Genomic DNA, 23,178 nt, shown 5'->3' on the forward strand with positions numbered 1-23,178 from the left:
TTCTCCTGCGAGGTCAGAGCGACAGGCTGCCGAGGCTCGCGCCGCCGCAGACGTAGAGCACCTGGCCGGTGATGAAGGCGTTGTCCGGATCGGCGAAGAACGACACGGCGCGTGCCACGTCGGCCGGCTCGCCGACGCGTCGCACCGGGATGGACGCGGCCAGCTGGCGCTCGCGCTCGCTGCCGGCGGGGATCACGTCGTAGAACATGTCGGTGTGGATCGGCCCCGGCGCCACGACGTTGACCGTGATGCCGTCGGCCGCCAGCTCGAGGGCCCAGGTGCGCGCCATGCCCAGCATGCCGGCCTTGGTGGCCGAGTAGGCGGTGCGCGTCTGCGCGCCGAGCGCGGCCCGCGACGACAGCAGCACCACGCGCCCGAAGCGGCGCTCGCGCATCGTCGGCAGCGCGGCCTGCACCAGCTGGATCGCGCAGCCCAGGTGCAGCTCGACCAGCGCATCGAGGTCGGCCATCTGCACGTCGGCCAGCAGGGCCGGCCGGATGACGCCGGCGTTGTGGATGAGCGTCGTCACGTCGAAGCGGCGCACGAGCTCGGCTGCGGCTTCGCCGGTGGCCTGGCGGTCGGCGAGGTCGACCTCGATGTTGTGCAGCTGCGCATGATCGATGTCGCAGCGCCGGCGGGCGAGCGAGACGACCTCGTAGCCGCGGGCGAGGAGGTCTTCGCAGATCGCGCGGCCGATGCCGGCGCTGCCTCCGGTGACGGCGGCGACACGTGACGGCTTCATGCCCGGTCCTCCACCAGCGCCAGCACGCGCAAGGGGCTGCCGCTGCCCTTCTGGATCTTCAGCGGCGGGCAGATCACCACCGCGCCGGTCGGCGGCAGCAGGTCGAGGTTGGACAGGCATTGCAACCCATAGCGTCCGGCCCCATGCATGAAGTAGTGGCACGGGTAGGGCGGGCGCAGGTGGTAGCCCTGCCCGGCATCGGTGCCGATGGCTTCGGAGCCGAAGCCGAGCACGTCGCGCTGCTCGACCAGGAACTGCACCGCTTCGGCGCTGGGGCCGGGCGTGTGCTGGCCGGTCTCGTCGAAGTTCTGGTAGGCCTCGGGGTCCAGGCGCTTGGACCAGTCGGTGCGCATGAGCAGCCACGCGCCGGCCGGGATGCGGCCGTGGGCCGCCTCGAAGCCCTCGATGTCGGCAACGGTGAGAAGGTAGTCGGGATTGGCCTTCACCTGCTCGGAGCAGTCGATCACGCAGGCCGGCGCGACGAAGTGCTGCACGGGGATGGTGTCGACCGAGTTGTGAGGCAGGTCGCGGCCCGAGATCCAGTGGATGGGCGCATCGAAGTGCGTGCCGGTGTGCTCGCCGCAGGAGAAGTTGTTCCAGTACCAGCCGGGCCCCCGCTCGTCGTAGGCCGACACCTCCTCGATGCGGAACGGCCAGCACTGTCCCATCTCGGGCGGCAAGGCGATCTGCGGGAAGTCGGGCGTGAGCGTCTGCGTGAGGTCGACGACGCGGATGCGGCCGCTGGCGAGGGCGGCGACGAGGCCGCTCAGGAGTTGACTGTTCGCCTGCATGTCACTGCCCTCCCGCCGCGAGCTCGCGCTCCAGCACCTTCGGGTTGTCGCGCCAGCGCTCCAGCCACTCCTGCGCCACATCGCCCGGGTACACGTCTTCCACGCCCTCGCGCAGCGCCTTCACGAGCGCGCTCGCGACGGCCGACGGCGCGACCTTCGGCGGCGGCAGGTTCTGGTTCCACTCGTCATCGATCGGCCCGGGGAACAGGTTGATCACGCGAATGCCGGCCGGCCGCATCTCGGCACGCAGGCATTGCGCCAGCGAATGCGCCGCTGCCTTCGAGGCCGAGAAGGTGCCGTGCGGCGGAAAGTTGCTCAGCGCGTAGATCGACAGCAGGTTGACCCACGCGGCCGCATGCGTCACGCCGTCGGCGGAGCGCGCGCGCAATGCCGGGCCGAACTCCTGCGCCAGGCGCAGCAGGCCGAAGTAGTTGATGTCCATCTCGGCCTTGGCCACGTCGGTGCCGCGGCGGGCCGCGATGCCGAAGGCGCGGTGCACCTCGGCGTTGTTGATGACGATGTCGACCTTGCCGCCGATCTCGCCGGCCAGCTCGCTGACCGAGCGGCCGTTGGTGAGGTCCAGCGGCACCAGCGTGACCTGCGGCAGCTGCGTGACGTCGGCGAAGCCGGGCAGCTTCTTCCACGGCTCGGCGTGGCCGACCCACACGATGTCGGCGCCGGCCTTCACCAGCGCCTGCACGATCGCCTGCCCGACCTCGGTCTTGCCGTCGGTGACCAGCACCTTGCGGAACTTGGGGTCGCTGGTCATCTCTCGCAGCATCTTGTCGTCAGCCATGTGTTCACTCCCTTCGCGGGGAAATCCGATCAGCACCGCCTGCCCGGCGCGGTCCAGGCGTGCGCCCACCGTCACCGGCGTCGGCGCCTCGCCGACTTCGCCGTGCAGGTGCACGATCACCGACGGTCCGGCGTCCAGCTGCACCAGGCCGAGCCGCCACGGCAGCCGCTCGCGGAAGAACGGGTCGTTGCTGTGGTGAAGCGTGGTCGTGCCGAGCAAGGTGCCCTCGCCCGATTGCGCCCGCCATTGCAGGCGCGCCGACAGGCAGCGGTGGCAGGCCTCGCGCGGCGGGTACTGCACCGCGCTGCAGTCCTTGCAGACCTGCAGCTCGAAGCGCCCTTCGGCCGCCGCGGCCGTCATGCCCAGTGCGACGCGTCCGCGCGCCCACGGGGGCAGGTTCATCTGCCGCGTGCGCAGGACCGGGTTCTTGCGCTTGGGCTTCATCAAAGGCATGGTCATGATGAGCTCCAACGACAGACGAAAGCGCTCACGCCGCCCCCAATATCACCGCACCGGTGCACAGACACCGGTCGTAGGTCACCATGCCGAAGCCCGTGACCAGGCCGAGCTTCGCGTCGCGCACCGCGCGGTCGCCGGCCTGCGCCGTCAGCTGGCGGATCGCCTCGGTCATGCCGATGAAGCCGCCCGCCGCGCCGGCCTGCCCCGCGGAGAGCTGGCCGCCGCTGGTGTTGTTGGGGAAGCTGCCGTCGTGCGTCATGGTGCTCGCACGCACGAAGGCCGGACCGCCGCCCTTGTCGCAGAAGCCGAGGTCCTCGAACTGCAGCATCACGATGACCGGGTAGTCGTCGTAGGTCTGCACGAAGTCGATGTCGGCCGGCGTCGCGTCCGCCTGCGCGTAGAGATCGTCGCGGTCCACACGCCAGCCGCCGCGCACCATCACGGGATCCTCGGCATACGCGTTGTGGCGCTCGATGGCACCACGCACCACCGCGTGCGGCAGGCCCATCTCGCGCGCACGCTGCTCGCGCATCACGAGGAAGGCCTCGGCGCCGGCGCAGGGCATCACGCAGTCGAACAGGTGGATGGGGTCCGAGATGGGGCGCGCCGCCATGTACTCGTCGAGCGTGAGCGGCTTCTTGAACAGCGCGTTCGGGTTCTTCAGCGCATTGCTGCGCTGGTCGACGGCGATGCGGCCGAAGTCCTCGCGCGTCGCGCCGTAGGCGCGCATGTAGTTCGCGGTGATGAAGGCAAAGATCGAGTTGGGCCCGCCCGAGCCGTACGGATAGCTGGCGTCGCGCGCGAAGTGGCTGAAGCTGCCCAGCGTGAGCCGGAATGAATCGACATGGTTGGTGTCGGCCGCGATGCAGGCCACCACGTCGGCATCGCCGGCCTGCACCGCGCGGGCGGCGCGGCGCAGCGACATCACGCCCGAGGCGCCGCCCGTGGGGATGTGATCGAGCCAGCGCGGCGACAGGCCCAGGTGCTGCGTGACGCCCACCGCGGTGTCGGGCGACAGCGAGAAGCTGCTCACCGTGAGCCCGTCGATCTGCTCCTTCGCGAGGCCCGAGCCGCGCACCAGCGCCTGCAGCGCCTGGCCGATGAACCAGTGCGCGTTGTGCGTGGAGTAGCGCACGTAAGGCACGGTCACCGGCACCGCGACGGCGACGCCGTCGTAGGAGGCTCGCGGGGAGCGGACGGCCGTCACGTCATGGTCCTCTTCTTCATCGCTGCGGTGGCGATGCAATTCGCCTGCCCGACCAGCGCCGCCGCCATCGCGCGCAGCTCGCCGCGCTGCACCTTCTGCGACGTGGTCAGCGGCAGCGCATCGACGAAGGCGACGTAGCCCGGCGCCTTGTAGTACGCCAGGCGGGCCAGGCACCAGTCGACGATGTCGGCCGCGGCGGCATGGCGCGCCTGACCGTCGGGCGCGATGCCATCGCCCACGATGCAGGCCAGCACCTCATCGCCTCGCACCGCGTCGGGCACGGCCGCCACGGCCGCGGCCTTCACGCGCGGATGCTGCAGCAGCACGCTTTCCACCTCGACGGCCGAGATGTTCTCGCCGCTGCGGCGGATCACGTTCTTGCGCCTGTCGATGAAGTGCAGCTGCCCGTCTGCGCCGCGCCTGACGATGTCGCCGGTGTGGAACCAGCCGCCGGCCCAGGCTTCGTCCGTGGCCGCCTCGTCCTTGAGGTAGCCGGCGAAGAAGCCGTCGCGGGGGTCGCCGCCAGCATGGCGCACCAGCAGCTCGGCGGGCTCGTCGACGCCGGCCGGCTCGCCGCTGTCGGCGATCAGCTTCACCTCGACATCGTCGCCTTCGCGGCCGAAGCAGCTGGTGCCGACGCGGCGCGGCTCGCGGTTGGCGATGACCACCGCGCCCGCCCCGGTCTCGGTCATGGCCCAGGCCTCCAGCAGCGGGAAGGCGAAGCGCTGCTCGAAGGCCGCATGCAGCCCGCGGTCGACGCCGGCGCCGAAGCCGAAGCGCACGTCGTGCTCGCGGTCGCGGTCCGAGGGCGCGGCCTTCATCAGCATCGCGGGCATCACGCCGAGGTAGTGCACGACAGTGGCACGCGACTCGCGCACGCTGTCCCACCAGCTGCCCGGATGAAAGCGGTCGAGCGGCACCAGGCAGCCGCCGGTCAGCAGCATTGCCATCGTCGAATACGCCATCGCGTTCATGTGCACCAGCGGCAGCGGCGTGAGCATGCGTTCCTCGCCGGCGCGCAGCTCGGCCAGGCCGCCGATGGCGGCGTACCAGGCGCCGGCGTGCAGGAAGTAGCGGTTGGGCAGGATGCAGCCCTTGGGACGGCCGGTGGTGCCCGAGGTGTAAAGCAGCGCGCACTCGGTGGTCTCGCCGACCGCATCGTGCTCGCGCGGTGCCGCAAAGGCGGCAGCGACCGGCGTGTCGTCGGGGGCCATCACGGGCATCGCGCGCCCCGCCGCCTGCGCCGCGGCATGCAGCATCTCGTGGCGCGACGGCAGCGCCACGGCCAGCGCGATCTCGGAATGGCCGATCAGGTACTCGAGCTCGGCCGACCGCAGGTCGGGATTGATGGGCACCACCGACACGCCCAGCCCGTTGAGCGCGAACCAGTGCAGGAAGAATGCCGGGCGGTTCTCCAGCAGCAAGCCGACGCGGTGACCGTGGCCGTAGCCGGCGGCGGCATAGGCGGCACGCCAGGATTCGATGCGCGACTGCATCGGTGCGTAGCCCGTCTCGCCCGCCGGCACGCCGTAGAGCGCGGCGGTCTCCGGCAGAACGCACAGGAAGGGCCGGTCACCGAAGCGCGCTGCGGATTGCGCGAAAGCGTGGGCGACCGTGTTCGCGGGCGAGTCCATGGCTACATGAACAGGTTGATGTTTCCGAAGGCCGCGTCGCAATTGACCAGGTCCACGCGCTTGAGGCGGATGCGCAGCGCGCCCTCCTGGGTCACCAGCTCGTGCGTTGCCCACCCGGCGAACAGGGTCTGGGTGTCCAGGCGGGTCTCGACATAGTGGAAGGCCGTGCGCAGCGTGTACGTGCCCGCGTCGCGGTCGGCCCGCTCGACGCTCGGCTGCTGCAGCAGGTGGTGACAGCGGCTGCGCGGCTGCTGCGAGAAGGTGCGCGCGCCGGCGAGGCGCTCGACGCGCACGCGCAGCAGCAGCTTGTCCTCGTAGAGCAGCGAGGTGTGCAGCCGCGGGTCCTGCTGGCCGGGCGCCAGCGGCATCCAGTAGCAGGCGTCCTCGGTGAACAGATTCAGCCAGTCGTCGAAGCGCTGCTCGTCGAGCATGCGTGCTTCGGCGTAGACGAAGTCGACCAGCTCTTTGTCGGCGAAGGAAGTCATGTGCGCACCCCCTCCTTCATCGACGCCGTCATGTACTTCGCCCATGCGCGGAACTGGTTGCGCATCTGCCATTCGCTGGTGCCGTTGGTGGCGACGTTGACCTGGCCGCGCTCGGCCGGGTCGTACAGGCGGCCGACGTTGATCCAGTCGCGCCCGCGGGCATGCAGACCCTCCTGTGCGCGCTCGTACACCTCCAGGTCGTCGTGGCCGACCACCGAGGTCGGCGCGTTGACGAGGCGGCTGTACATGAGCGTGCGCTCGAGCAGCAGGTCGGGCGCGCCGACCAGGCGGAAGGTCCACGACTCGACCAGCGTCTTGTCCGCGGCCAGCGGAAGGAAGCGCCGCAGCGTCTGGATGGGCCCCTTCACCATGATGTTGGGGAAGTAGACGGTGTTGTGCCGCACCTCGCCGAGGATGCGCTTGGCACGCTCCTCGCCGTAGGCGGCGACCATCTGCTCGAAGTAGCCCGGCACCGGCGAATAGGCCGCGTGGATGGAGTCGGCGACGCCGGTGTGGCCGTGGCCGTTGTCCCACACGCGGATGCCCATGTTCTCGAAGAACTCGTAGGGATTCACGAACGGCGCGAACAGCTCCACCGCCATCGGCTTGGGCGTGCCTTCGGGTGCTTCCTTCCACACCCGAACCGCCGTGCCGGCCGACGACTCGTGCGCCACCATCGGGTGGCAGGTGTCGGTCTGGTTGTCGACCAGCATCTTCCAGTTGCAGTGGTGCATGTAGCGCAGCACGCCGCCGGCGACCTCGAGGCGGCCCTCGGGCGAGCGCTCGACCATGTTGTCGATGGTCGACAGCGACGGCCCGAAGAACTCCTCGAAGCCGACGCCCTGCGCATTGAGCCGGCAGAACACGAAGTCGCGGTAGGTGTGCACCGCGGCCACCGGCGCCATGCCCTGGCTGGCTTCGCACGATTCGAAGCCGGTGTTGTCGTAGCCCTTCTTCAGCGGCACCGACAGCAGGCTGCCGTCGGTCTTGAAGGTCCACGCGTGGTAGGGGCAGCGGAAGAACTTGCCGGTGTTGCCGCACACCTCGCCGGCCACCTTGGTGCCCTTGTGCGGGCAGCGGTTGTAGAGCACCTTCACGCTGCCGTCGGTGTGGCGCACCATGACCACCGGCTGCGTGCCGACGGTGGTGGTGTAGTAGTCGCCCTTGTTCGGCACCTGGCTCGCGTGGCCCACGTAGATCCAGGTGTTGGCGAACAGATGCTCCATCTCGAGCTCGAACAGCTCGGGGTCGATGTAGAGGTCCTTGTGCACCTCGGTGTCCCGCACCAGCGCCTGCACGGCATCGGGTCGGCCTTCGTACTTGCTCATCGACGTCTCCTACAGATCGAGGACCAGCCGCTGGCCCTTGCAGCGCGAAATGCAGATCTGCATCACCTTGCCCTCGCGCTTCTCCCCGTCGCTCAGCACGTAGTCACGGTGGTCGATCTGGCCTTCGAGCACCGGCGTGGAGCACACGCCGCACTCGCCGCGCTTGCAGTCGAACATCGGATCGCAGCCCGCATCGATGAGGCAGTCGAGGATGGAACGGTTCGCCGGCACCGTGAGGCTGCGGCCGCTTTGCGCGAGCACGACCTCGAAGGCGTGATCCCCCGCCGCGACGGTCGGCGCGGTGAAGACCTCGAAGTGCACGCGCTCGCGCGTCCAGCCGCGGGCCTGCGTGCGGGCGAGCAGCGTGTCCAGCATCGGCTTGGGGCCGCAGACATAAAGCTGGTCGTCGTCGCGGCATGCGTCGAGCAATGCCTCGACGTCCAGCGGCGCGCCGGCTTCGGCATCGGCATGCACGTGAAGCGCGTCGCCCAGCAGCTGCTGCAGCTGCGGCAGGAAGGCCATCAGCTCGCGGCTGCGGCCGGCGTAGTGCATGCGCACCGGCGCCTGCTGCGCGACCCGCTGCGCGGCCATGCTCACGAGCGGCGTGACGCCGATGCCGCCGGCCACCAGCACGGCGCAGCCGCCTCGGTCGCGCAGCGGGAACTCGTTCTTCGGCGGCTCGATCGTCAGCACCTGCCCCGGCTGCACCTGTCGGTGCATGAAGCGCGAGCCGCCGCGGCCCTCGTCCTCGCGGCGCACAGCGATCACGTACTCGGTGGGCGCGACCCAGGCGTCGGCGCGCGGCGACAGGTTGATCAGCGAGTAGTGCCGCCAGTCGTCGTGGCCGTCGGGCAGCTGCACCCGAACGCGCAGGTGGGCGCCGGCCGTATAGCCTGGAAGCACGGCGCCGTCGTCGGCGCGCAGGCAGATCAGGCGGATCAGCGGATTCAGGTCGCGCGCCTCGGCGACACGCAGCTGCAAGGTGGCGGGGGTGGAGGTCGACATGGCAAGCATTCCGTCTCAGGCCAGCGCATGGCGCGCGAGCGTCGCGCGCAGCTTGTCGCCATGCTCGTCGGCCAGCGCGGCATCGCGCAGCTCGCGCAGCGTGGCCGGCGCAAGCGCCGCGCCGGCGCGCTCCACGGCCGCCATGAGGGCCTCGAAGTTGCTCAGCCCGCGCGCGTGCGTGTCGCTGTAGCCCTTGACCAGCCGCTGGCATTGCGCCACCTCGACCGCGAGCTGCGGGTTGACGGCAGCCGCCTGCGCGATCTGCGCAAGCCATGGCTCGATGCGCTGCGTCTCCGCCGCGAAGCGCAGCGTGCCGCGGCGCCAGCGCTTCATGCCGGCCACGAGGTACAGCATCAGGAAGCCGCGCAGCGAGCTGGTGGTGATCACGCGGCCGTTGCGCGTGAAGCGCTCGACCAGGCGGCGCGGCCAGCCCGAGCCCGCCAGCCATCGGCCCAGGCCGGCCGGCAGCGTCTCGCAGATCTCCTGCAGGCGCGGGTGCATGTACTCGTTGATCGCGAGCAGCTGGCCGTCCTTCACGCGCACTTCGTCGCGCACGCGGTCGAAGCGTGAGGCGCGGGTCTTCAGCTCGGCGACGCGGATCGTGTCCTCGTAGCTCATCCACAGCGCGAGGTGGCGTGCGGTCTCCCGCAGCAGCAGCGGCTCGCCGTCGGCTGCCGGCAGCTGCGCGATGCGCGCCAGCCGATCGAGGTACAGCCCCGCGTACGCCGGGTCCTGGTAGTCGACGAGGCGGCGCACGCCTTCGACGATCAGGCCCCTGGCATCGGCCGGGAAGTTGCCGTCGATGCGCTCGAGCAAGGCCCGCACGGCGGGATCGCGCGGCGTGCGCGCGGGCATCGCAGGCAACGCGGGCGCCTCCTCGGGCTCGGCACCGGCCCGGGCGTAGGCGGCGGCGAAGGCCTTCAGGCTGGGCGCGACGCCCACGCCGCCGCGCTGGATGGTGGCCTCGAACTGGTTGCGCGAGAACGGCAGCACGCCCGTGCCGGCCAGCGCGCCGAACATCACCGCGCTGATCACGCTGCCGGCGTCCTCGGCGGCCTGCGCCATGTCGAAGCGCACGAAGCGCTTGGCCTGCGCCTTCGCATGCGCCAGCAGCTGCTCGCTGTCCACACGACCGTCGCCCATCGCCGTCTTCTCGGCGATCGAGTAGACACGATGAGTCGACGCGATCAGCGTCGTGCGGTCCGCCGTGACCAGCCCGCGCTGCACCGCGCGGCCGGCTTCCATGAGCTCGGAGGCGAGCACCACGTCGACATCGCCGGGCAGCGGCATCAGCGCCAGCACGGGCGTGCCGCCGTCGCGCTCGGCCTGCCCCTTCGGGTACAGCTCGACGTAGTAGATGGTCGCGCCGGTGCGCTGCGCGACGCCGGGCACCGAGGTCGTCTGCGCGATGTGGCCGTTGTGCTCGCCGAGATCGACGATCCAGTCCGCCAGCACGCCGCCGCCTTCGCCGCCCATGGCGAGGATGGCGATCTTGATGGGTTGGGTGGCCATCATTGGCTCAACGCAGTGAACGGTGCTGCACGGAGAACACAAAGAGGAAGGAATTCATCTGGATGTCCTCCGTGTTCTCTGTGTTGAAGCAGTCGGCCGGCACTTCAGAACGCATACCGCTCACGGACCCGCGCATCCCGCCGCTGCAGGCGTCCGATCACGGCCTGTCGCACGCGTTGGCGCAGCCGATCCCAGCGCGTCGGGTTGCTGACGATCTGCGCCTTGTAGAACGAGGGACACAGCACCGCTGCGTGCGAGACCTCGCCGCACAGGCCGCAGCCCACGCATGAGTCGAGCACGGTGGCCACCGGGTCGGTGCGCAGCGGGTCCGGGTTGGGCTTGATCGACAGCGACGGGCAGCCGGACAGGCGGATGCAGGAATGGTCGCCGGTGCAGGTGTCGGCATCGACGCCGAAGCGCTCGCGCACCACGCGCTCGCCGGCGGCCACCGCCTTGCGCACCAGCGGCTTCTCGCGGCGCTGCTTGTTGAGCATGCATTCGCTCTGCGCGATCAGCACCTTCGGGCCCTTTTCGCGCGTCGTCAGTGCCTCCTTCAGTGCGTCGCGCATGCCGGCGACGTCGTAGGTGCGGCGCATCGTGCGCACCCACTTGACGCCGACGCCGCGCACCGCCGACTCGATCGCATGACCGGTGCTGCGCGTCGGGTTCTCGGCGGTCGACGACAGGATGTCCTGGCCGCCGGTGGCCGAGGTGTAGCTGTTGTCGACGACGATGGTGAGGTTGTCGCTGCGGTTGAAGACTGCGTTGGCGATGCCGCTGGTCAGGCCGTTGTGCCAGAAGCCGCCGTCGCCCATCACGCTGATGGCGCGCTTGCCCGTCGGGGCATTCAGCGCGGCCGCCCCGGCCCCGCCCAGCCCATACCCCATCGTCGTGTTGCCCAGGTTGAACGGCGGCAGGATGGAGAAGAGGTGGCAGCCGATGTCGGCGCTGACGTGGTGCGGCCCGAGCTCGCGCTCGACCAGCTTCATCGCGGTGAAGATGGGCCGCTCCGGGCAGCCGGTGCAAAAGCCAGGCGGACGCGCATTGACGTTGTCGGCGATCGGCTTGAGCGGGATCACCGCGCCCTTCGGCGTGGCCGCGCGGGTCGCCGGCTTCTCGATGCGGCCGTAGCGCTCGAGGAATGCCCGCGTGCCCTTCAGCAGTTCGGCAGCGGAATACTCGCCGGCCATCGGCAGCAGGTCCTTGCCGTGCAGCACGGTGGTCGAGCCGGCCTGGCGCAGCAGGGTGGCGATGTTCTGCTCGATGAAGTTGGGCTGGCCCTCCTCCACCATCAGCACGGCGCCCTTGCCGCGGCAGAAGCGCTGCACCTCGCTGTCGATCACCGGATAGGCGACGTTCATCACGTACAGCGGCACGCGGCTGTTGCCGTAGACGTCGGCCATGCCCAGGCGAGACAGCGCGCGGATGAGCGTGTTGTAGCTGCCGCCCTGCACGACGATGCCGATGTCGTCGGCGTCCTCGGCAAAGAATTCGTTGAGGCCGCGCTCCTCGATGAAGCGCACCGCCGCCGGCCAGCGCTCGGCCACCTTCTCCTGCTCGTGCGCAAAGCTCGCCGGCGGCAGCACGATGCGGCTCACGTCGCGCCGCGGGCTCTCGAGGGCGTCGCGCACGGTGTAGGCGGGTGTCACGTTGTCGGCGGCGACGAACTCGCCGTGCACGTGGCAGGCGCGGATGCGCAGCTGCAGCATCACCGGCGTGCGGCTGGCCTCCGACAGCGCGAAGCCGTGCTTCACCGCCTGCACGATGGACGGCAGGTTGGGCCGCGGATCGAGCAGCCAGATCTGCGACTTCATCGCGAAGGCGTGGCTGCGCTCCTGCATGATCGACGAGCCTTCGCCGTAGTCCTCGCCGACGACGATGAGCGCCCCGCCCGTCACCCCGCCCGACGCCAGGTTGGCCAGTGCGTCCGAGGCGACGTTGGTGCCGACGGTCGACTTGAAGGTCACCGCGCCGCGCAGCGGGTAGTTGACCGAAGCGGCCAGCGTGGCAGCGGCAGTCGCCTCGCTGGCGCTGTTCTCGAAGCGGATGCCGTGCTCGGCGAGGATGTCCTGTGCGTCGGCCAGCACATCCATCAGGTGGGAGATGGGCGCGCCCTGGTAGCCCGCGACGTAGGCCACGCCGGACTCGAGCAGCGCCTTGGTCACCGCGAGAATGCCCTCGCCGCGAAACACCTCGCCGGCGCCGAGCCGCAGCTTCTTCACTTCCTCGACAAACGAACGCTCAGCCATCGGGGTCCTCGGTGGGCTGCCGCGGGTGCACTCCGCGATCCATGATTCCCAGAATAGTTTAAAGTTGAACATATGAAAAGTCATACGTCAACGGATCCGGGAAAACCCGCTCGGCCGCACAATCGGCCGATGAGCAATGCCCGCCGCGCATCCGCGCACTTCGTCGACGACTACCTGCCCGCGCTGCTGGCCCAGGCGAGCCAGCTGATCTCCGGCGAGTTCCATCTGGTGGTGCGCACCAATGGCTTCAGCGTGTCGGAGTGGCGGGTGCTTGCCACGCTGGCCGGCAACGACCCGTTGAGCATCGGCCGGCTCGCGCAGATCACCACCATCAAGCAGCCCACCGTGACGCGCCTGCTCGACCGCATGGAAGCCAAGCGTCTGGTGCAGCGCGTGGAGAACGACGGCGACCGGCGCATCACCCTGGTGCGCATCACGCCCACCGGCACCCGGATGGTGTCGCGCCTCATCCCGCTGGCCCGCGAACACGAGCAGCGGGTGCTCGAGCCCTTCGGGCTGCAGCGGGCGGAGGACCTGAAGTCCACCTTGCGCAGCATCATCGAGTTGCACCGGGGCTCGATGGCGGAAGCGGCGGACGACGAGGAGTGATCAGGGGGTGGCGTTGTCCCCGGCGTCCAGAAACGTCGCCACCGTCCGCGAAAACTCACGCGGCAGTTGATCCGGCAGCGGCACCATCCCCTCGGCCATGACCGCCACGCGCGCATGGCGAATGTGCGCCTGCAGCTCTCCCACGTGCGGCGATGCGAACGGATCGCCGTCGGCGCGGATCAGCAGCGTCGGCTGCGTCACGCGATCGATGTGATCCTCCATGCGGTACGCCGCCACGGCGCGATGCCCGGCCTCCACATCGCCTGACACCTTGAGCGCGTCGCGCACGAAAGCCTCGAGCAGCTCGGGACGCCCCGGCGGATAGAAGCCCTGCCGGCGCTGCCAGAGCGCAGCGAGGTGGCTGCCGTCGGCGCTCGGCTCGACCGCATCGATCGGGGGCCGCTCGCGGCGCGCGCGTCGGAACGCCTCGCCGGTGTACGGCGTCGACGAAAGCACCACCGATGCGACACGCGCCGGATGCGCGGCAGCCAGGTGCATCGCGATCACGCCGCCGGTGTGATGGCCGACCACATGCGCCCGCGCGATCGACAGGGCGTCGAGCAGCTCCACCGCGACCGCGGCCCACCCCTCGATGCTCGCCGGCTCGCGCAAAGGCGCCGAGTCGCCGAAGCCGGGCGTGTCCATCGCGATGGCGCGAAAGCGCTGCCCGAGCAGCGGCAGCACCTCGCGGTATTCGGCCCAGCTGCGCGGCGTCTGGTGCAGCAGCAGGACCACGGGCGCCGCGGCATCGCCGCAGCTCGCGAAGTGCAGCTGTCCGATCGACAGGTCGGCGAAGTGGCGCCGGATGGGTGTCACGACTGTGTCGCCTCGGCCGGTGCGCGCCACAGGCCGGCGTGCCGCAGCATCCCCAGCGTGCGCGCCAGCACGTCGCGGCGATAGGCCGCGATGTCGCGCCCGGCGTAGTCGTAGAAGCCGCTGCCGCTCTTCACACCCAGGCGGCCCTGCTCCACCATGCGGTCCACGATGGCCGGCGCCGTGTAGCGCTGTGCGTCGATCGATGCCGACATCTCGCGGCTCGCGTGGTGCAGGATGTCGCTGCCTCCGAAGTCGATGAACTCCACCACGCCGAGCGCCGCGAAGCGCAGGCCCATGCCGTAGCGCGTCGCCTTGTCGATCTCCTCGGCGGTGGCCGCGCCCTCCTCGATCATGCGCGCCGCCTCGTTCATGACCAGCGCCTGCAGCCGCGGCACGATGTAGCCCGGCGTCGGCCCGCACATCACCGGCACCTTGCCGATGCCCTCCATCAGCGCACGCGCGCGCGCCACCACCGCGGCATCGGTGCCGGGGTGCGTGCTCAGCTCGACCACCGGGATCACGTATGCCGGGTTGAGCCAGTGCATGTTGAGAAAGCGCTGCGGCCGCCGCACCAGCGCCGCCAGCTGCGTCACCAGGATGCTGCTGGTGGTCGACGTGAGGATGGCGTCGTCGCTGCAGTGCCGGCTGAGCTGCTCCAGCGCTTCGCGCTTGGCCTGCAGGGTCTCCGGCACGCCTTCGAACACCAGCTCCGCGCGGGCCAGCGCGGCGGGCGCGCCGGCGGCGTCGACGAGCTCGACGCGGCCGGCGATGGCATCGACCTGCTCCGGCGCGAACGCGCCGAGCTGCGCCAGCCCGTCGAGGCTGGACCGGATCTCGCCGCGCGCGTCTTCGCACAGGCGCTGCCAGGCGTCGGCCGAGCGAGGGCGCAGGTCGACCAGTGCGATGCGGTGGCCGGCATACGCGAAGGCGATCGCGATGCCGCGTCCCATGCGTCCGGCACCGACGGCGGCGAAGCGGGCCATGGTCAGGCGCCTTCGCGCAGGCGCCGCTGCAGGCTGTCGCGGTCCAGCGCCGCCAGGCCGAGCGCCTCGAGGCTGCGCGGACCTCGCCGCAGGTCGCGCCCGAGGAAGCCGCCGACGATGGCAAGCAGCCCGTGCGCGATCGGCGCGTCGGTGCCGCTCCAGCGTGCCACCGAGGCGAGAAAGGCCAGCCCGAGCTCGGTGTCCTCGACGATGTAGCGGTGCGTGTGCAGGTCGATGTGCTCCCGCCAGTCGCCCGACTTGACGAGCTTCTTGTGCGCGTCGCCGTACATCCAGCGGTCGTTGAGGTAGTGGTCGGCCAGCGGGTAGTGCGGCGCCGCGTAGCCGAGCGCCTCGCGCACGGCGATGCGTTCGTGGTCGAGGCGGTCGGTGACCGCGCGCACCGCGGGCTGCGTGCCCTCGTTGTGGATGTCCCAGCGCTCGAAGTGCTGCAGCGGCGCGGCGTTCATCACCATCAGCGGCGGGTGGATGACGGGGCCGGCGTTCATCAGCGCGCCCGACAGCGCGTCGCCGCAGCCGTGCACGCTGGGATACGCCTCGCGGATGACGGCGATCGCATCCGCCTCGCGCCGCCCCGGGTACACGCCGGTCGGCAGGCGCACCGCGCGGACCGTGACGTTGACCTCGCGCTCGCCGTGCTTGCGCGCCAGGTAGGGCAAGGTGCCGGTCTCCGCCCAGGCGACGTCGGCGCGCTGGCCCGCATCGCGCACTGACTGCGCCATGACATAGCTGCCGAAGGTTCCCGGCGCGAGGAACACGACCTGGCCGCTCGCCAGGTGCGGCGCCATCGCGCGGGCAATGTCGGCCTGCGCGACGGCCGGGCTCGGGATGACGACGAGGCGAACGTCCTTCAGCGCCTGTCCGATGTCGGCCGTGGCGAGCGCGATGCGCACCTCGCGCGATCCGTCGGCGTCCTTGAGCACGATGGCGCGGCTGTCGATCACCGGCTGCAGCGCGGCCGCGTCGCGGCGCCACAGGCGCACTTCGTGGCCTGCTTCGGACAGGTCCGCAGCAGCGGCGTAGCAGCCGTGGCCGCCACCGAGAACAGCGATCTTCATGGGGATGGCACCGTGTTGCGGACGACGCGCAAGGCGCCGCCGTGTCAGGATGAGCTATACATTACTTTTCATATCTTTAGTTGTCAATGAATTGGTGGCCGGGCGGCTGCCTCTGCGGTGGCCTGGCTCCGCGTTGCCGCTGACGATGTGCGCAACAGTGCACATGTGTGCTTGCGCTTCAGCCTGGCTTCAGCTTTCGCCCATCGAATGCGCGCCGCCTTTCAACCCTTTCTTGGCCTGGATTCCATGACCCTGCGTCCTTCCCGTTTCTGTCTGCTCGTTGCGGCTGCACTGTGCTCTGCCGCCTCCTTCGCCGCCTCTCCCGCCGCTGCGCACTGGGAGTACCGCGGCACCCATGGCGCCGCCCACTGGGCCACGCTCGACTCGGCCTACGAGGCCTGCGCCAAAGGGAAGACGCAGTCGCCGATCGACATCCGCAACGCAACGCCGGCCGCGCTGCCCGCGCTCGAGTTCAGCTACGGCCGCGTCGCGCCGTCCATCGTCAACAACGGGCACACCATCCAGGTCAACGTGCCGCCCGGCCAGGTGCTGCGCATCGGCGAGCATGCCTACAACCTCGTGCAGTTCCACTTCCACACGCCCAGCGAGGAGCACGTGAACGGCAAGGCGAGCGCGATGGTCGCCCACTTCGTGCACCGCGATGCCGAAGGCGGCCTGGCCGTCGTGGCCGCCCTCATCCAGCCGGGCAAGGCGAACCCGGGCTTCGAGGCCGTCCTGTCGCATCTGCCGGCCCGGGCTGGCGAGACCTTGACCGTCGAGGGCCTGGAGCTCGATCTCGCCGCGCTGCTGCCTGCCGGGCACCGCTACTACGACTTCGAAGGCTCGCTGACGACCCCGCCCTGCTCGGAGAAGGTGCAGTGGATGGTGCTGACGGAGCCGGTCACCGTGTCGCCCCAAGCGATCCGCGGCTTTCGCAAGCTCTACTCGTCGAATGCACGCCCGGTGCAGCCGCTGAACGGCCGGCTGGTGCGCGTGTCGCAGTAAGGCGCCACGCACGCGGCCGCCCTCACACCTGCCCCTTTCCCACGAGCGGGAGAGGGGCGTGCCGAGCAGCGGGCGAACCGCATCACTGCGTGGCAGGCGCGTCGCTCTCGAGCTTCATCTTCCCCAGCACCGCCCGATAACGCGCATCGTCGCGCAGCGGCCGAAAGAACCGATCGATCTTGAGCGATTCGCAACCGCTCTGGTGCTCGGCACAAGCCCGGTTCAGCCATTCGAACGCCGCCTTGCGCTCGCCTCGCATCGCATGGAGCTGCGCCACGTAGAAGGCATTCGCGTCGGCGTAGCGCTTCATCTCGGCCAGCGCGGCATCGGCATCGGCACGCCGGCCCAGGGTCCAGTGGGCGATGGACGCGGCCCAGAGTCGGTACCCGTCGTGGCGCTCCTCGGCGATCGCCGCCAGGGCCTGCTCGCCTCGTCCCAGCAGCGCGAGATTCACGCCCATGAGGCCGTGGTTGCCGACGGCGTGCGGGTTGATCTGCAGTTCGTGGCGCAGCAACGCCAGCGACTCCTCGAAGCGGTCGCCCTGCAGCAGATAGGACGCCAGCGTGCCGATGGCCGATGCATTCAGCGGATCGCGTTCGACGATCTGCCGCTGGATCCGGATGGCCTCGTCGAGCCGGCCGGTGACGCCGGCGAATGTCGCTTCGCACTCCGGCAGATGAAGCATGTCGCGCAGATCGATGGCACGCATGCGGTCCAGCTCGGCGCGCGCGTCGCCCCATCGGTAATCGACCCGCACGGCATAGCGGAACCGCGCCGCATGCGCGGCCATCGAGCCCGGCGCCAACCGCAGGGCGCTGTCTATCGCCTGGCGGGCCAGCGCATGGGCTTCATCGCGGTCCATGCGCGACAGCTGGGCCTGCCTCATGTACAGCAGGCCCAGCTTGACCCACGGCAGCGCGTAGGCAGGATCGGTCTCGATGGCCTTCTTGAACGACGCCTCGGCGCGCTGCGCATCGCGCTCGAAGGGACCGTTGGCATAGACGTCGCCCTGGAGCACCAGGTTGTAGGCCTCGATGTTCGGCAGCCGGGCGCCGGCATGGCCCGGGCGACCGACCAGCGCGGACTCGAGGGCGAGGGCCACCGTGCCCGCGATCTCGTCCTGGATGCGGAAGACATCCTCCAGCTGGCGGTCGTAGGTCTGTGACCACATCTGGCTCCCGTCCGAGGCGCGCACGAGCTGGGCCGCGATGCGCACCCTCGTGCCGCTCTTGCGCACGCTGCCCTGCAGCAGGAAGGCGACGCCGAGACGGGCGGCGATCGAGCGCACGTCGTCCTTCGTGCCCTTGAGCGCGAACGAGGACGTGCGCGCGATCACTCGCAGGTTCGGGCTGTGCGTCAGGCGGTCGATGAGCTCCTCGGACAGTCCGTCGGAGAAGTACGCCTGGTCCTGGCTCTCGCTGAGGTCGGCGAAGGGCAGCACCGCGATGGACTTGCCTTCGGCCGACGCGGGCGCCGGCGTCGGTGCGCCGGCCAGCGCCACCGCCGGCAGCGTCGGCGCCTGCGGACGCTGCACCAGCACCAGACCGACAGCGAACGAAAGCGATACCGCGAGGGCGAGCCCCGCGCCGGCCCGGTGGCGCTGCAGGAACTTGCCGGCCCGGTAGAGCGGCGACGGACCGCGTGCATGAACGGCCTCGCCGGCGAGGTGCCGGCGCAGGTCCTGCGCCAGCGCCGCGGCGCCGGCATAGCGTTGCGCGGGCTGCGCGGCGAGCGCCTTGGCGACGATGGCCTCGAGGTCCCCTCCGAGGGCGCGCGTGCTGCGCTCGGCCGGCCGGCGTCCCGTCAGCAGCTCGCACAGCACCATCCCGAGCGAGTACACGTCGCTCGCCGCATCGACGCGCTCGCCTCTGAGCTGCTCGGGGCTTGCATAGCCCGGCGTGAGCGCCCGCCCGTACGGCTGGGTGAGCTCGGCTTCCCCCGGGCGCTCCACCAGCCGGGCGACGCCGAAGTCCAGCAGCTTCACCTGGCCGGCGTCGGTGACCAGGATGTTCGACGGCTTGATGTCGCGATGCAGCACGCCCTTGTCGTGGGCGAACTGCACCGCCTCCAGCACCTGAAGGAACAGCTCGATGCGCGCACGGATGGACAGCCGCCGCTCGTCGGCCCACTGGAGCAGCGTCTCGCCCGCGACGTATTCGAGCGCGAAGTACGGCGTTCCGTCCTGGCTCACCCCGGCGTCGTAGAAGCGCGCGATATGCGCATGTTCCAGCGCGGCCAGGATGTCGCGCTCGACGGCGAAGCGCCGCGCCAGGTCTTCTCGTCCTTCGAGGCGAACCGGCATCTTCAGCGCGACTTCGCGCCTGAAGGCGCCGTCGGCGCGCTCTGCCAGCCACACCTCCGCCATGCCGCCGCGCCCCAGCGGCCTCAGCAGCCGGTACGGCCCCACCCGTGCGCCGGCCTGCAGGCGGCCGGCGGCGATGATGTCCTGCAGCACGCACGCTGCGGCGTCCAGGACCGCATCGCCCTCCTGCGCGAACAGCGCGCGCTGCAGCGCGGGCTCGAGGTCGCGGTGCTCCTCGGGCAACGCCCGCAGCCAGGCGCGCCGGTCCCCCTCGTCGAGATCGACGACGTCGTCGAGCAGGCGGGTCATGCGCACCAGCTGCTGCGTCGAAAGCTTCACCGGCGCTCCGTCCAGGCGTCCATCCGATGCATTCGAGCGCACCCGCGACGCCAGCGTCAAGCTGCATGTCGGGTTCTTCCCCTGTTTTTCGCTCTTACCTTGGAGAGGCGGCTGGAAATCACCCCGGCCGCAGACCTTCTCGAAGGGACGCCCGCCATGAAGCTGCTCGTCAAGTTCAACCTCGTGCTGATCGTGCTGTTCGCGATCGGCATTGCGGCCACCGCCCAGATCTCGCGCGAACTGCTGCAGCGCAACGCGCGCGAGGAGGTCTACGCGAACGCCAAGCTGCTGATCGACAGTGCGCTGGCGGTGCGCGAGTACACGAGCCGCAACGTCGCGCCGCTGCTCGAGACGCAGATCCGGTACGAGTTCCGCCCGGAGATGGTCTCGGCGTTCTCGGCGCACGAGGTGCTGAAGAACCTGCGCGACGCGAACCCCGAGTACAAGCAGTTCCTCTACCGCGAGGCGACGTTGAATCCCACCAACCCGGCGAACAAGGCGGTCGACTGGGAGAACGACGTGGTCAGCGCCTTTCGCAACGGCACGGCCGCGCCGCCGCTGTTCGGCGAGCGCGACACGCCGAACGGCCGCATGCTGTTCCTCGCCAAGCCGCTCAAGGCCGGCGCGGCCTGCCTGCGCTGCCACGACACCGCCGAGGTCGCCCCGCCGACGATGATCGCGAAATACGGGCCCGCCGGCGGCTTCGGCTGGAAGGTGGGCGAGATCATCGGCGCACAGATCATCCAGGTGCCCGTCTCCTTCGCGCTGGCGCGCGCCGAGGAGACGTTCCGGGTCTTCATGCTTTCGGTGATGGGCGTGCTGCTGGCCCTCGCGCTGGCGCTGAACCTGCTGCTCTGGTGGATGTTCATCCGCCCGGTGACTCGCCTGTCCGCGCTGGCCGACCAGATCAGCCTGGGCGCGGTCGACACGGCCGACTTCGTCGCCGGCAGCCGCGACGAGATCGGCTCGCTCGCGATGGCCCTGTCGCGGATGCGGCGCAGCCTGGTGCAGGCGATGAAGATGCTCGAGGCTTGACAGAAGTCTTGCTCGCTTTGCCGCGCCCACCCTCACCCCGGCCCTCTCCCGCGAGCGGGAGAGGGGGCAAACTCAATACGTCTCCAGATGGAGCCGCCCTTCCCGCTTGAGCGCCGCGCCCACGGTTTCCCACGACAGCCCGGCGTCCTCGGCGACGTCGCGCAGGGCCATCACGACACCCTCTTCCATGCTCTTGAGCCCGCAGACGTAGAGATAGGTGTTGTCGTTGCGCAGCAGCTCGACGAGGTCGGCGGCGCGCTCGCGCATCAGGTCCTGGACGTAGCGCTTGGGGCTTCCCGCCGTGCGCGAGAACGCGAGGTTGATGTCGATGAAGTCCTTGGGCAGGCTTTGCAGCGGCCCGAAGTAGGGCAGCTCCTCGCGCGTGCGCGCCCCGAAGAACAGCATGAGCTTGCCGCCTTCGAACTTGCCGCTCTGCCGCAGGCGCCGGCGCCACTCGGTCATGGCGCGCATCGGCGCGCTGCCCGTGCCGGTGCAGATCATCACGATGTTGGACCGTGGATGGTTGGGCATCAGGAACGAGGTGCCGAAGGGGCCGATCACCTGCACCTTGTCGCCGACCTTGAGGTCGCACATGTAGTTGGACGCGACGCCGCGCACCGGCCGGCCCTGATGGTCCTCCAGCACGCGCTTGATCGTCAGCGACACGTTGTTGTAGCCGGGCCGCTCGCCGTTGCGCGGGCTGGCGATCGAGTACTGCCGCGCGTAGTGCGGCTTGCCGGACGCATCGAGTCCCGGCGGGATGACGGCGATCGACTGCCCCTCGAGCACCGGAAACGGCATGGCGCCGAAGTCGAGCACGATGTGGTGGGTGTCGTACTCGGTGCCGACCTCGGTCACGCGGAAGTTGCCGACGACGGTGGCCGTGGTCGGGCCCGTCTTCGGGCCGTACAGGTTGGTGTACGCATGCGCGGCCGACCAGGGCGGCACCGTGGAGCCCCAGGCGGAGGCGACGAAGGGCACCTCCGAAGCCTCCAGCTGCGTCGGCGGCACCGGCTGGGGCGCCGCCTGCGGCTGGCCCTCGGGCACCTCGCCCGCCTCGGGCAGCGGCACCTCCGGGGGCAGCGAATCCCAGCCGAGCTGCTCCTCGAGGCTGTACGCCCTGGTCTTGGGCACGGTGCGCCAGTTGTCGATCGACCCTGTCGGGCAGGGCGAGATGCAGTCCATGCAGGAATTGCACTTCTCGGCATCCACGACGTAGTTGCGCGAGTCGTGCGTGATCGCCTGCACCGGGCAGATCGATTCGCAGGTGTTGCAGCGAATGCAGATCTCCGGGTCGATCAGGTGCTGCTTGATGACCGTGATGCCGGCGGCCATGTCCATGGCGTTCTCCGATGCTCCTGCGGGGTCAGTTGAAGCGCACGTACTCGAAGTCGACCGGCTGGCGGTTGATGCCCATCACCGGCGGCGCGATCCAGTTCGCGAACTTGCCGGGATCGACGACGCGGCCCATCAGCGAGGCGACGAAGGCGCGGTCCTCGGCGGTCGGCAGCCACTCGTCCTTCTTCGCGTCCCATTCGGCCTCGCTGACGACGCGGCCGTCGGGCGACATCTTGATGCCGGCGAGCGCGCCGATGTTGCGGTGGAAGGCCTTGTGCGGCACCTTCAGCCGGTACGGCAGGCCCGCCTTCTCGATCACCTTGTTCCAGCGCTCCACGCCGGCCACCGAGTCCTTGATGAAGTCGTCGCGCAGCACCTCGTTGAGCGCATTGAGCATGGGCACGTCCTTCTCGACCAGCTGCCCGCCCTGCACCTCGAGCACCTTGTAGGTCTGGCCCTTCAGCACATGGTCGTCGCTGCGCTTGCCCTCCTCGTAGCGTCCCTTGAGGCCCGAGCTGTAGAAAGTGGCGGCGTTGCTCGACTGGTCGGCGCCGAACAGGTCGATGGTCACGCTGTAGTGGAAGTTGAGGTAGCGCTGAAGGGTCGGCAGGTCGATGACGCCGGCGGCGCGGATGCGGGCGACGTCGTCGGTCTTCAGCTCGTTCATCACCTGGCAGGTGCGAGCGATCACGCGCGACACGCCCGACTCGCCGACGAACATGTGGTGGGCTTCCTCGGTCAGCATGAACTTCGTCGTGCGCGCGAGCGGATCGAAGCTGCTCTCGGCCAGCGCCGACAGCTGGAACTTGCCGTCGCGGTCGGTGAAGTAGGTGAACATGAAGAAGCTGAGCCAGTCCGGCGTCTTCTCGTTGAACGCGCCGAGGATGCGCGGGTTGTTCTCGTCGCCGGAGCGCCGATCGAGCAGCGCCTCGGCCTCCTCGCGGCCGTCGCGGCCGAAGAAGCGGTGCAGCAGGTACACCATGGCCCACAGGTGCCGGCCCTCCTCCACGTTCACCTGGAACAGATTGCGCAGGTCGTACTGGCTGGGCGCGGTGAGGCCCAGGTGGCGCTGCTGCTCCACCGACGCGGGCTCCGTGTCGCCTTGGGTGACGATGATGCGCCGCAGGTTGGCGCGGTGCTCGCCGGGCACGTCCTGCCACACCTTCTCGCCCTTGTGGTCGCCGAAATGGACCTGGCGGTTGGCGTCACCGGGGTTCAGGAAGATGCCCCAGCGGTAGTCGCGCATCTTCACGTAGCCGAACTGGGCCCAGCCCTGCGGGTCGACGCTGACCGCCGTGCGCAGGTAGACGTCGAAGTTCGTCGAGCCCTCGGGGCCGACGTCGTCCCACCACTGGATGAAGTTGGGCTGCCACTGCTCGAGCGCGCGCTGCAGCGTGCGGTCCTCGCTCAGGTTGACGTTGTTGGGAATCTTCTCGCTGTAGTTGATGGTGGACATGAGCAAATCCT

19 protein-coding genes are annotated in these 23,178 nt (G+C 69.8%); 3 read left to right on the forward strand and 16 right to left on the reverse strand.

Annotation, left to right across the window (positions count from 1 at the left end):
- Positions 1-13: 13 nt before the first annotated feature.
- From P7V53_RS21055 to P7V53_RS21100, 10 genes are all read right to left on the reverse strand, one after another.
- Positions 14-742, reverse strand: a complete 729-nt coding sequence (locus P7V53_RS21055) for an SDR family oxidoreductase (protein WP_280151468.1) — start codon at positions 740-742, stop codon at positions 14-16.
- On the reverse strand, positions 739-1,533 hold the full coding sequence (locus P7V53_RS21060; protein ID WP_280151469.1) for a cyclase family protein: 795 nt from the start codon (positions 1,531-1,533) through the stop codon (positions 739-741). Before P7V53_RS21060 ends, P7V53_RS21055 begins: the two co-directional genes overlap by 4 nt.
- A 1-nt stretch (position 1,534) precedes the next feature.
- Positions 1,535-2,788, reverse strand: coding sequence for an SDR family NAD(P)-dependent oxidoreductase (locus P7V53_RS21065; RefSeq protein ID WP_280151470.1), 1,254 nt, complete (start codon positions 2,786-2,788; stop codon positions 1,535-1,537).
- A gap of 28 nt (positions 2,789-2,816) precedes the next feature.
- Positions 2,817-3,995, reverse strand: a complete 1,179-nt coding sequence (locus tag P7V53_RS21070) for a thiolase family protein (protein WP_280151471.1) — start codon at positions 3,993-3,995, stop codon at positions 2,817-2,819.
- The gene (locus tag P7V53_RS21075; RefSeq protein WP_280151472.1) at positions 3,992-5,629 is read right to left on the reverse strand and encodes an AMP-binding protein; all 1,638 of its coding nucleotides are present in this window, start codon (positions 5,627-5,629) and stop codon (positions 3,992-3,994) included. The genes P7V53_RS21070 and P7V53_RS21075 overlap by 4 nt, the downstream gene beginning before the upstream one ends.
- A gap of 2 nt (positions 5,630-5,631) precedes the next feature.
- Positions 5,632-6,114, reverse strand: a complete 483-nt coding sequence (locus P7V53_RS21080; RefSeq protein ID WP_280151473.1) for an aromatic-ring-hydroxylating dioxygenase subunit beta — start codon at positions 6,112-6,114, stop codon at positions 5,632-5,634.
- Positions 6,111-7,442 (reverse strand): aromatic ring-hydroxylating dioxygenase subunit alpha, encoded by a 1,332-nt coding sequence (locus P7V53_RS21085; protein ID WP_280151474.1) that lies wholly within the window; start codon positions 7,440-7,442, stop codon positions 6,111-6,113. The genes P7V53_RS21080 and P7V53_RS21085 overlap by 4 nt, the downstream gene beginning before the upstream one ends.
- A 9-nt stretch (positions 7,443-7,451) precedes the next feature.
- Complete coding sequence (locus tag P7V53_RS21090; RefSeq protein WP_280151475.1) at positions 7,452-8,447, reverse strand: PDR/VanB family oxidoreductase; 996 nt, start codon at positions 8,445-8,447, stop codon at positions 7,452-7,454.
- A 15-nt stretch (positions 8,448-8,462) separates the two neighbouring features.
- The gene (locus P7V53_RS21095) at positions 8,463-9,959 is read right to left on the reverse strand and encodes an indolepyruvate oxidoreductase subunit beta family protein (RefSeq protein WP_280151476.1); all 1,497 of its coding nucleotides are present in this window, start codon (positions 9,957-9,959) and stop codon (positions 8,463-8,465) included.
- Positions 9,960-10,063: 104 nt separating this feature from the next.
- The gene (locus tag P7V53_RS21100; protein ID WP_280151477.1) at positions 10,064-12,208 is read right to left on the reverse strand and encodes an indolepyruvate ferredoxin oxidoreductase subunit alpha; all 2,145 of its coding nucleotides are present in this window, start codon (positions 12,206-12,208) and stop codon (positions 10,064-10,066) included.
- A 129-nt stretch (positions 12,209-12,337) separates the two neighbouring features.
- On the opposite strand from P7V53_RS21100, the gene P7V53_RS21105 reads away from it, so the two are divergent.
- Positions 12,338-12,817, forward strand: coding sequence for a MarR family transcriptional regulator (locus P7V53_RS21105; protein ID WP_280151478.1), 480 nt, complete (start codon positions 12,338-12,340; stop codon positions 12,815-12,817).
- Here the strand turns inward: P7V53_RS21105 and P7V53_RS21110 are convergent, their stop codons facing one another.
- Genes P7V53_RS21110 through P7V53_RS21120 form a run of 3 tightly spaced genes read right to left on the reverse strand, consistent with a single transcriptional unit; the run spans position 12,818 to position 15,692 of the window.
- Positions 12,818-13,633, reverse strand: coding sequence for an alpha/beta fold hydrolase (locus tag P7V53_RS21110; protein ID WP_280151479.1), 816 nt, complete (start codon positions 13,631-13,633; stop codon positions 12,818-12,820).
- Positions 13,630-14,616, reverse strand: a complete 987-nt coding sequence (locus P7V53_RS21115; protein WP_280151480.1) for a 3-hydroxybutyryl-CoA dehydrogenase — start codon at positions 14,614-14,616, stop codon at positions 13,630-13,632. Before P7V53_RS21115 ends, P7V53_RS21110 begins: the two co-directional genes overlap by 4 nt.
- 2 nt (positions 14,617-14,618) lie before the next feature.
- Positions 14,619-15,692 (reverse strand): NAD/NADP-dependent octopine/nopaline dehydrogenase family protein, encoded by a 1,074-nt coding sequence (locus P7V53_RS21120; RefSeq protein WP_280151481.1) that lies wholly within the window; start codon positions 15,690-15,692, stop codon positions 14,619-14,621.
- A gap of 246 nt (positions 15,693-15,938) precedes the next feature.
- Here P7V53_RS21120 and P7V53_RS21125 point away from each other — a divergent pair, with 246 nt between their 5' ends.
- The gene (locus P7V53_RS21125) at positions 15,939-16,697 is read left to right on the forward strand and encodes a carbonic anhydrase family protein (protein ID WP_280151482.1); all 759 of its coding nucleotides are present in this window, start codon (positions 15,939-15,941) and stop codon (positions 16,695-16,697) included.
- Positions 16,698-16,779: 82 nt separating this feature from the next.
- Here P7V53_RS21125 and P7V53_RS21130 read toward each other — a convergent pair whose 3' ends face one another.
- Positions 16,780-19,338, reverse strand: coding sequence for a protein kinase (locus tag P7V53_RS21130; RefSeq protein ID WP_280151483.1), 2,559 nt, complete (start codon positions 19,336-19,338; stop codon positions 16,780-16,782).
- Positions 19,339-19,494: 156 nt separating this feature from the next.
- Between P7V53_RS21130 and P7V53_RS21135 the strand changes: the two genes are divergently transcribed.
- Positions 19,495-20,373 carry a DUF3365 domain-containing protein gene (locus P7V53_RS21135; protein ID WP_280151484.1) on the forward strand — a complete coding sequence of 293 codons (879 nt, stop codon included), beginning with the start codon at positions 19,495-19,497 and terminating at the stop codon, positions 20,371-20,373.
- Positions 20,374-20,445: 72 nt separating this feature from the next.
- Here the strand turns inward: P7V53_RS21135 and boxA are convergent, their stop codons facing one another.
- On the reverse strand, positions 20,446-21,714 hold the full coding sequence (gene boxA / locus P7V53_RS21140) for a benzoyl-CoA 2,3-epoxidase subunit BoxA (protein ID WP_280151485.1): 1,269 nt from the start codon (positions 21,712-21,714) through the stop codon (positions 20,446-20,448).
- 25 nt (positions 21,715-21,739) lie between these two features.
- Positions 21,740-23,167 (reverse strand): benzoyl-CoA 2,3-epoxidase subunit BoxB, encoded by a 1,428-nt coding sequence (boxB, locus tag P7V53_RS21145; RefSeq protein WP_280151486.1) that lies wholly within the window; start codon positions 23,165-23,167, stop codon positions 21,740-21,742.
- Positions 23,168-23,178 lie beyond the last annotated feature (11 nt).

This window comes from Piscinibacter sp. XHJ-5 (genome assembly GCF_029855045.1).
Taxonomy (GTDB): domain Bacteria; phylum Pseudomonadota; class Gammaproteobacteria; order Burkholderiales; family Burkholderiaceae_C; genus Albitalea.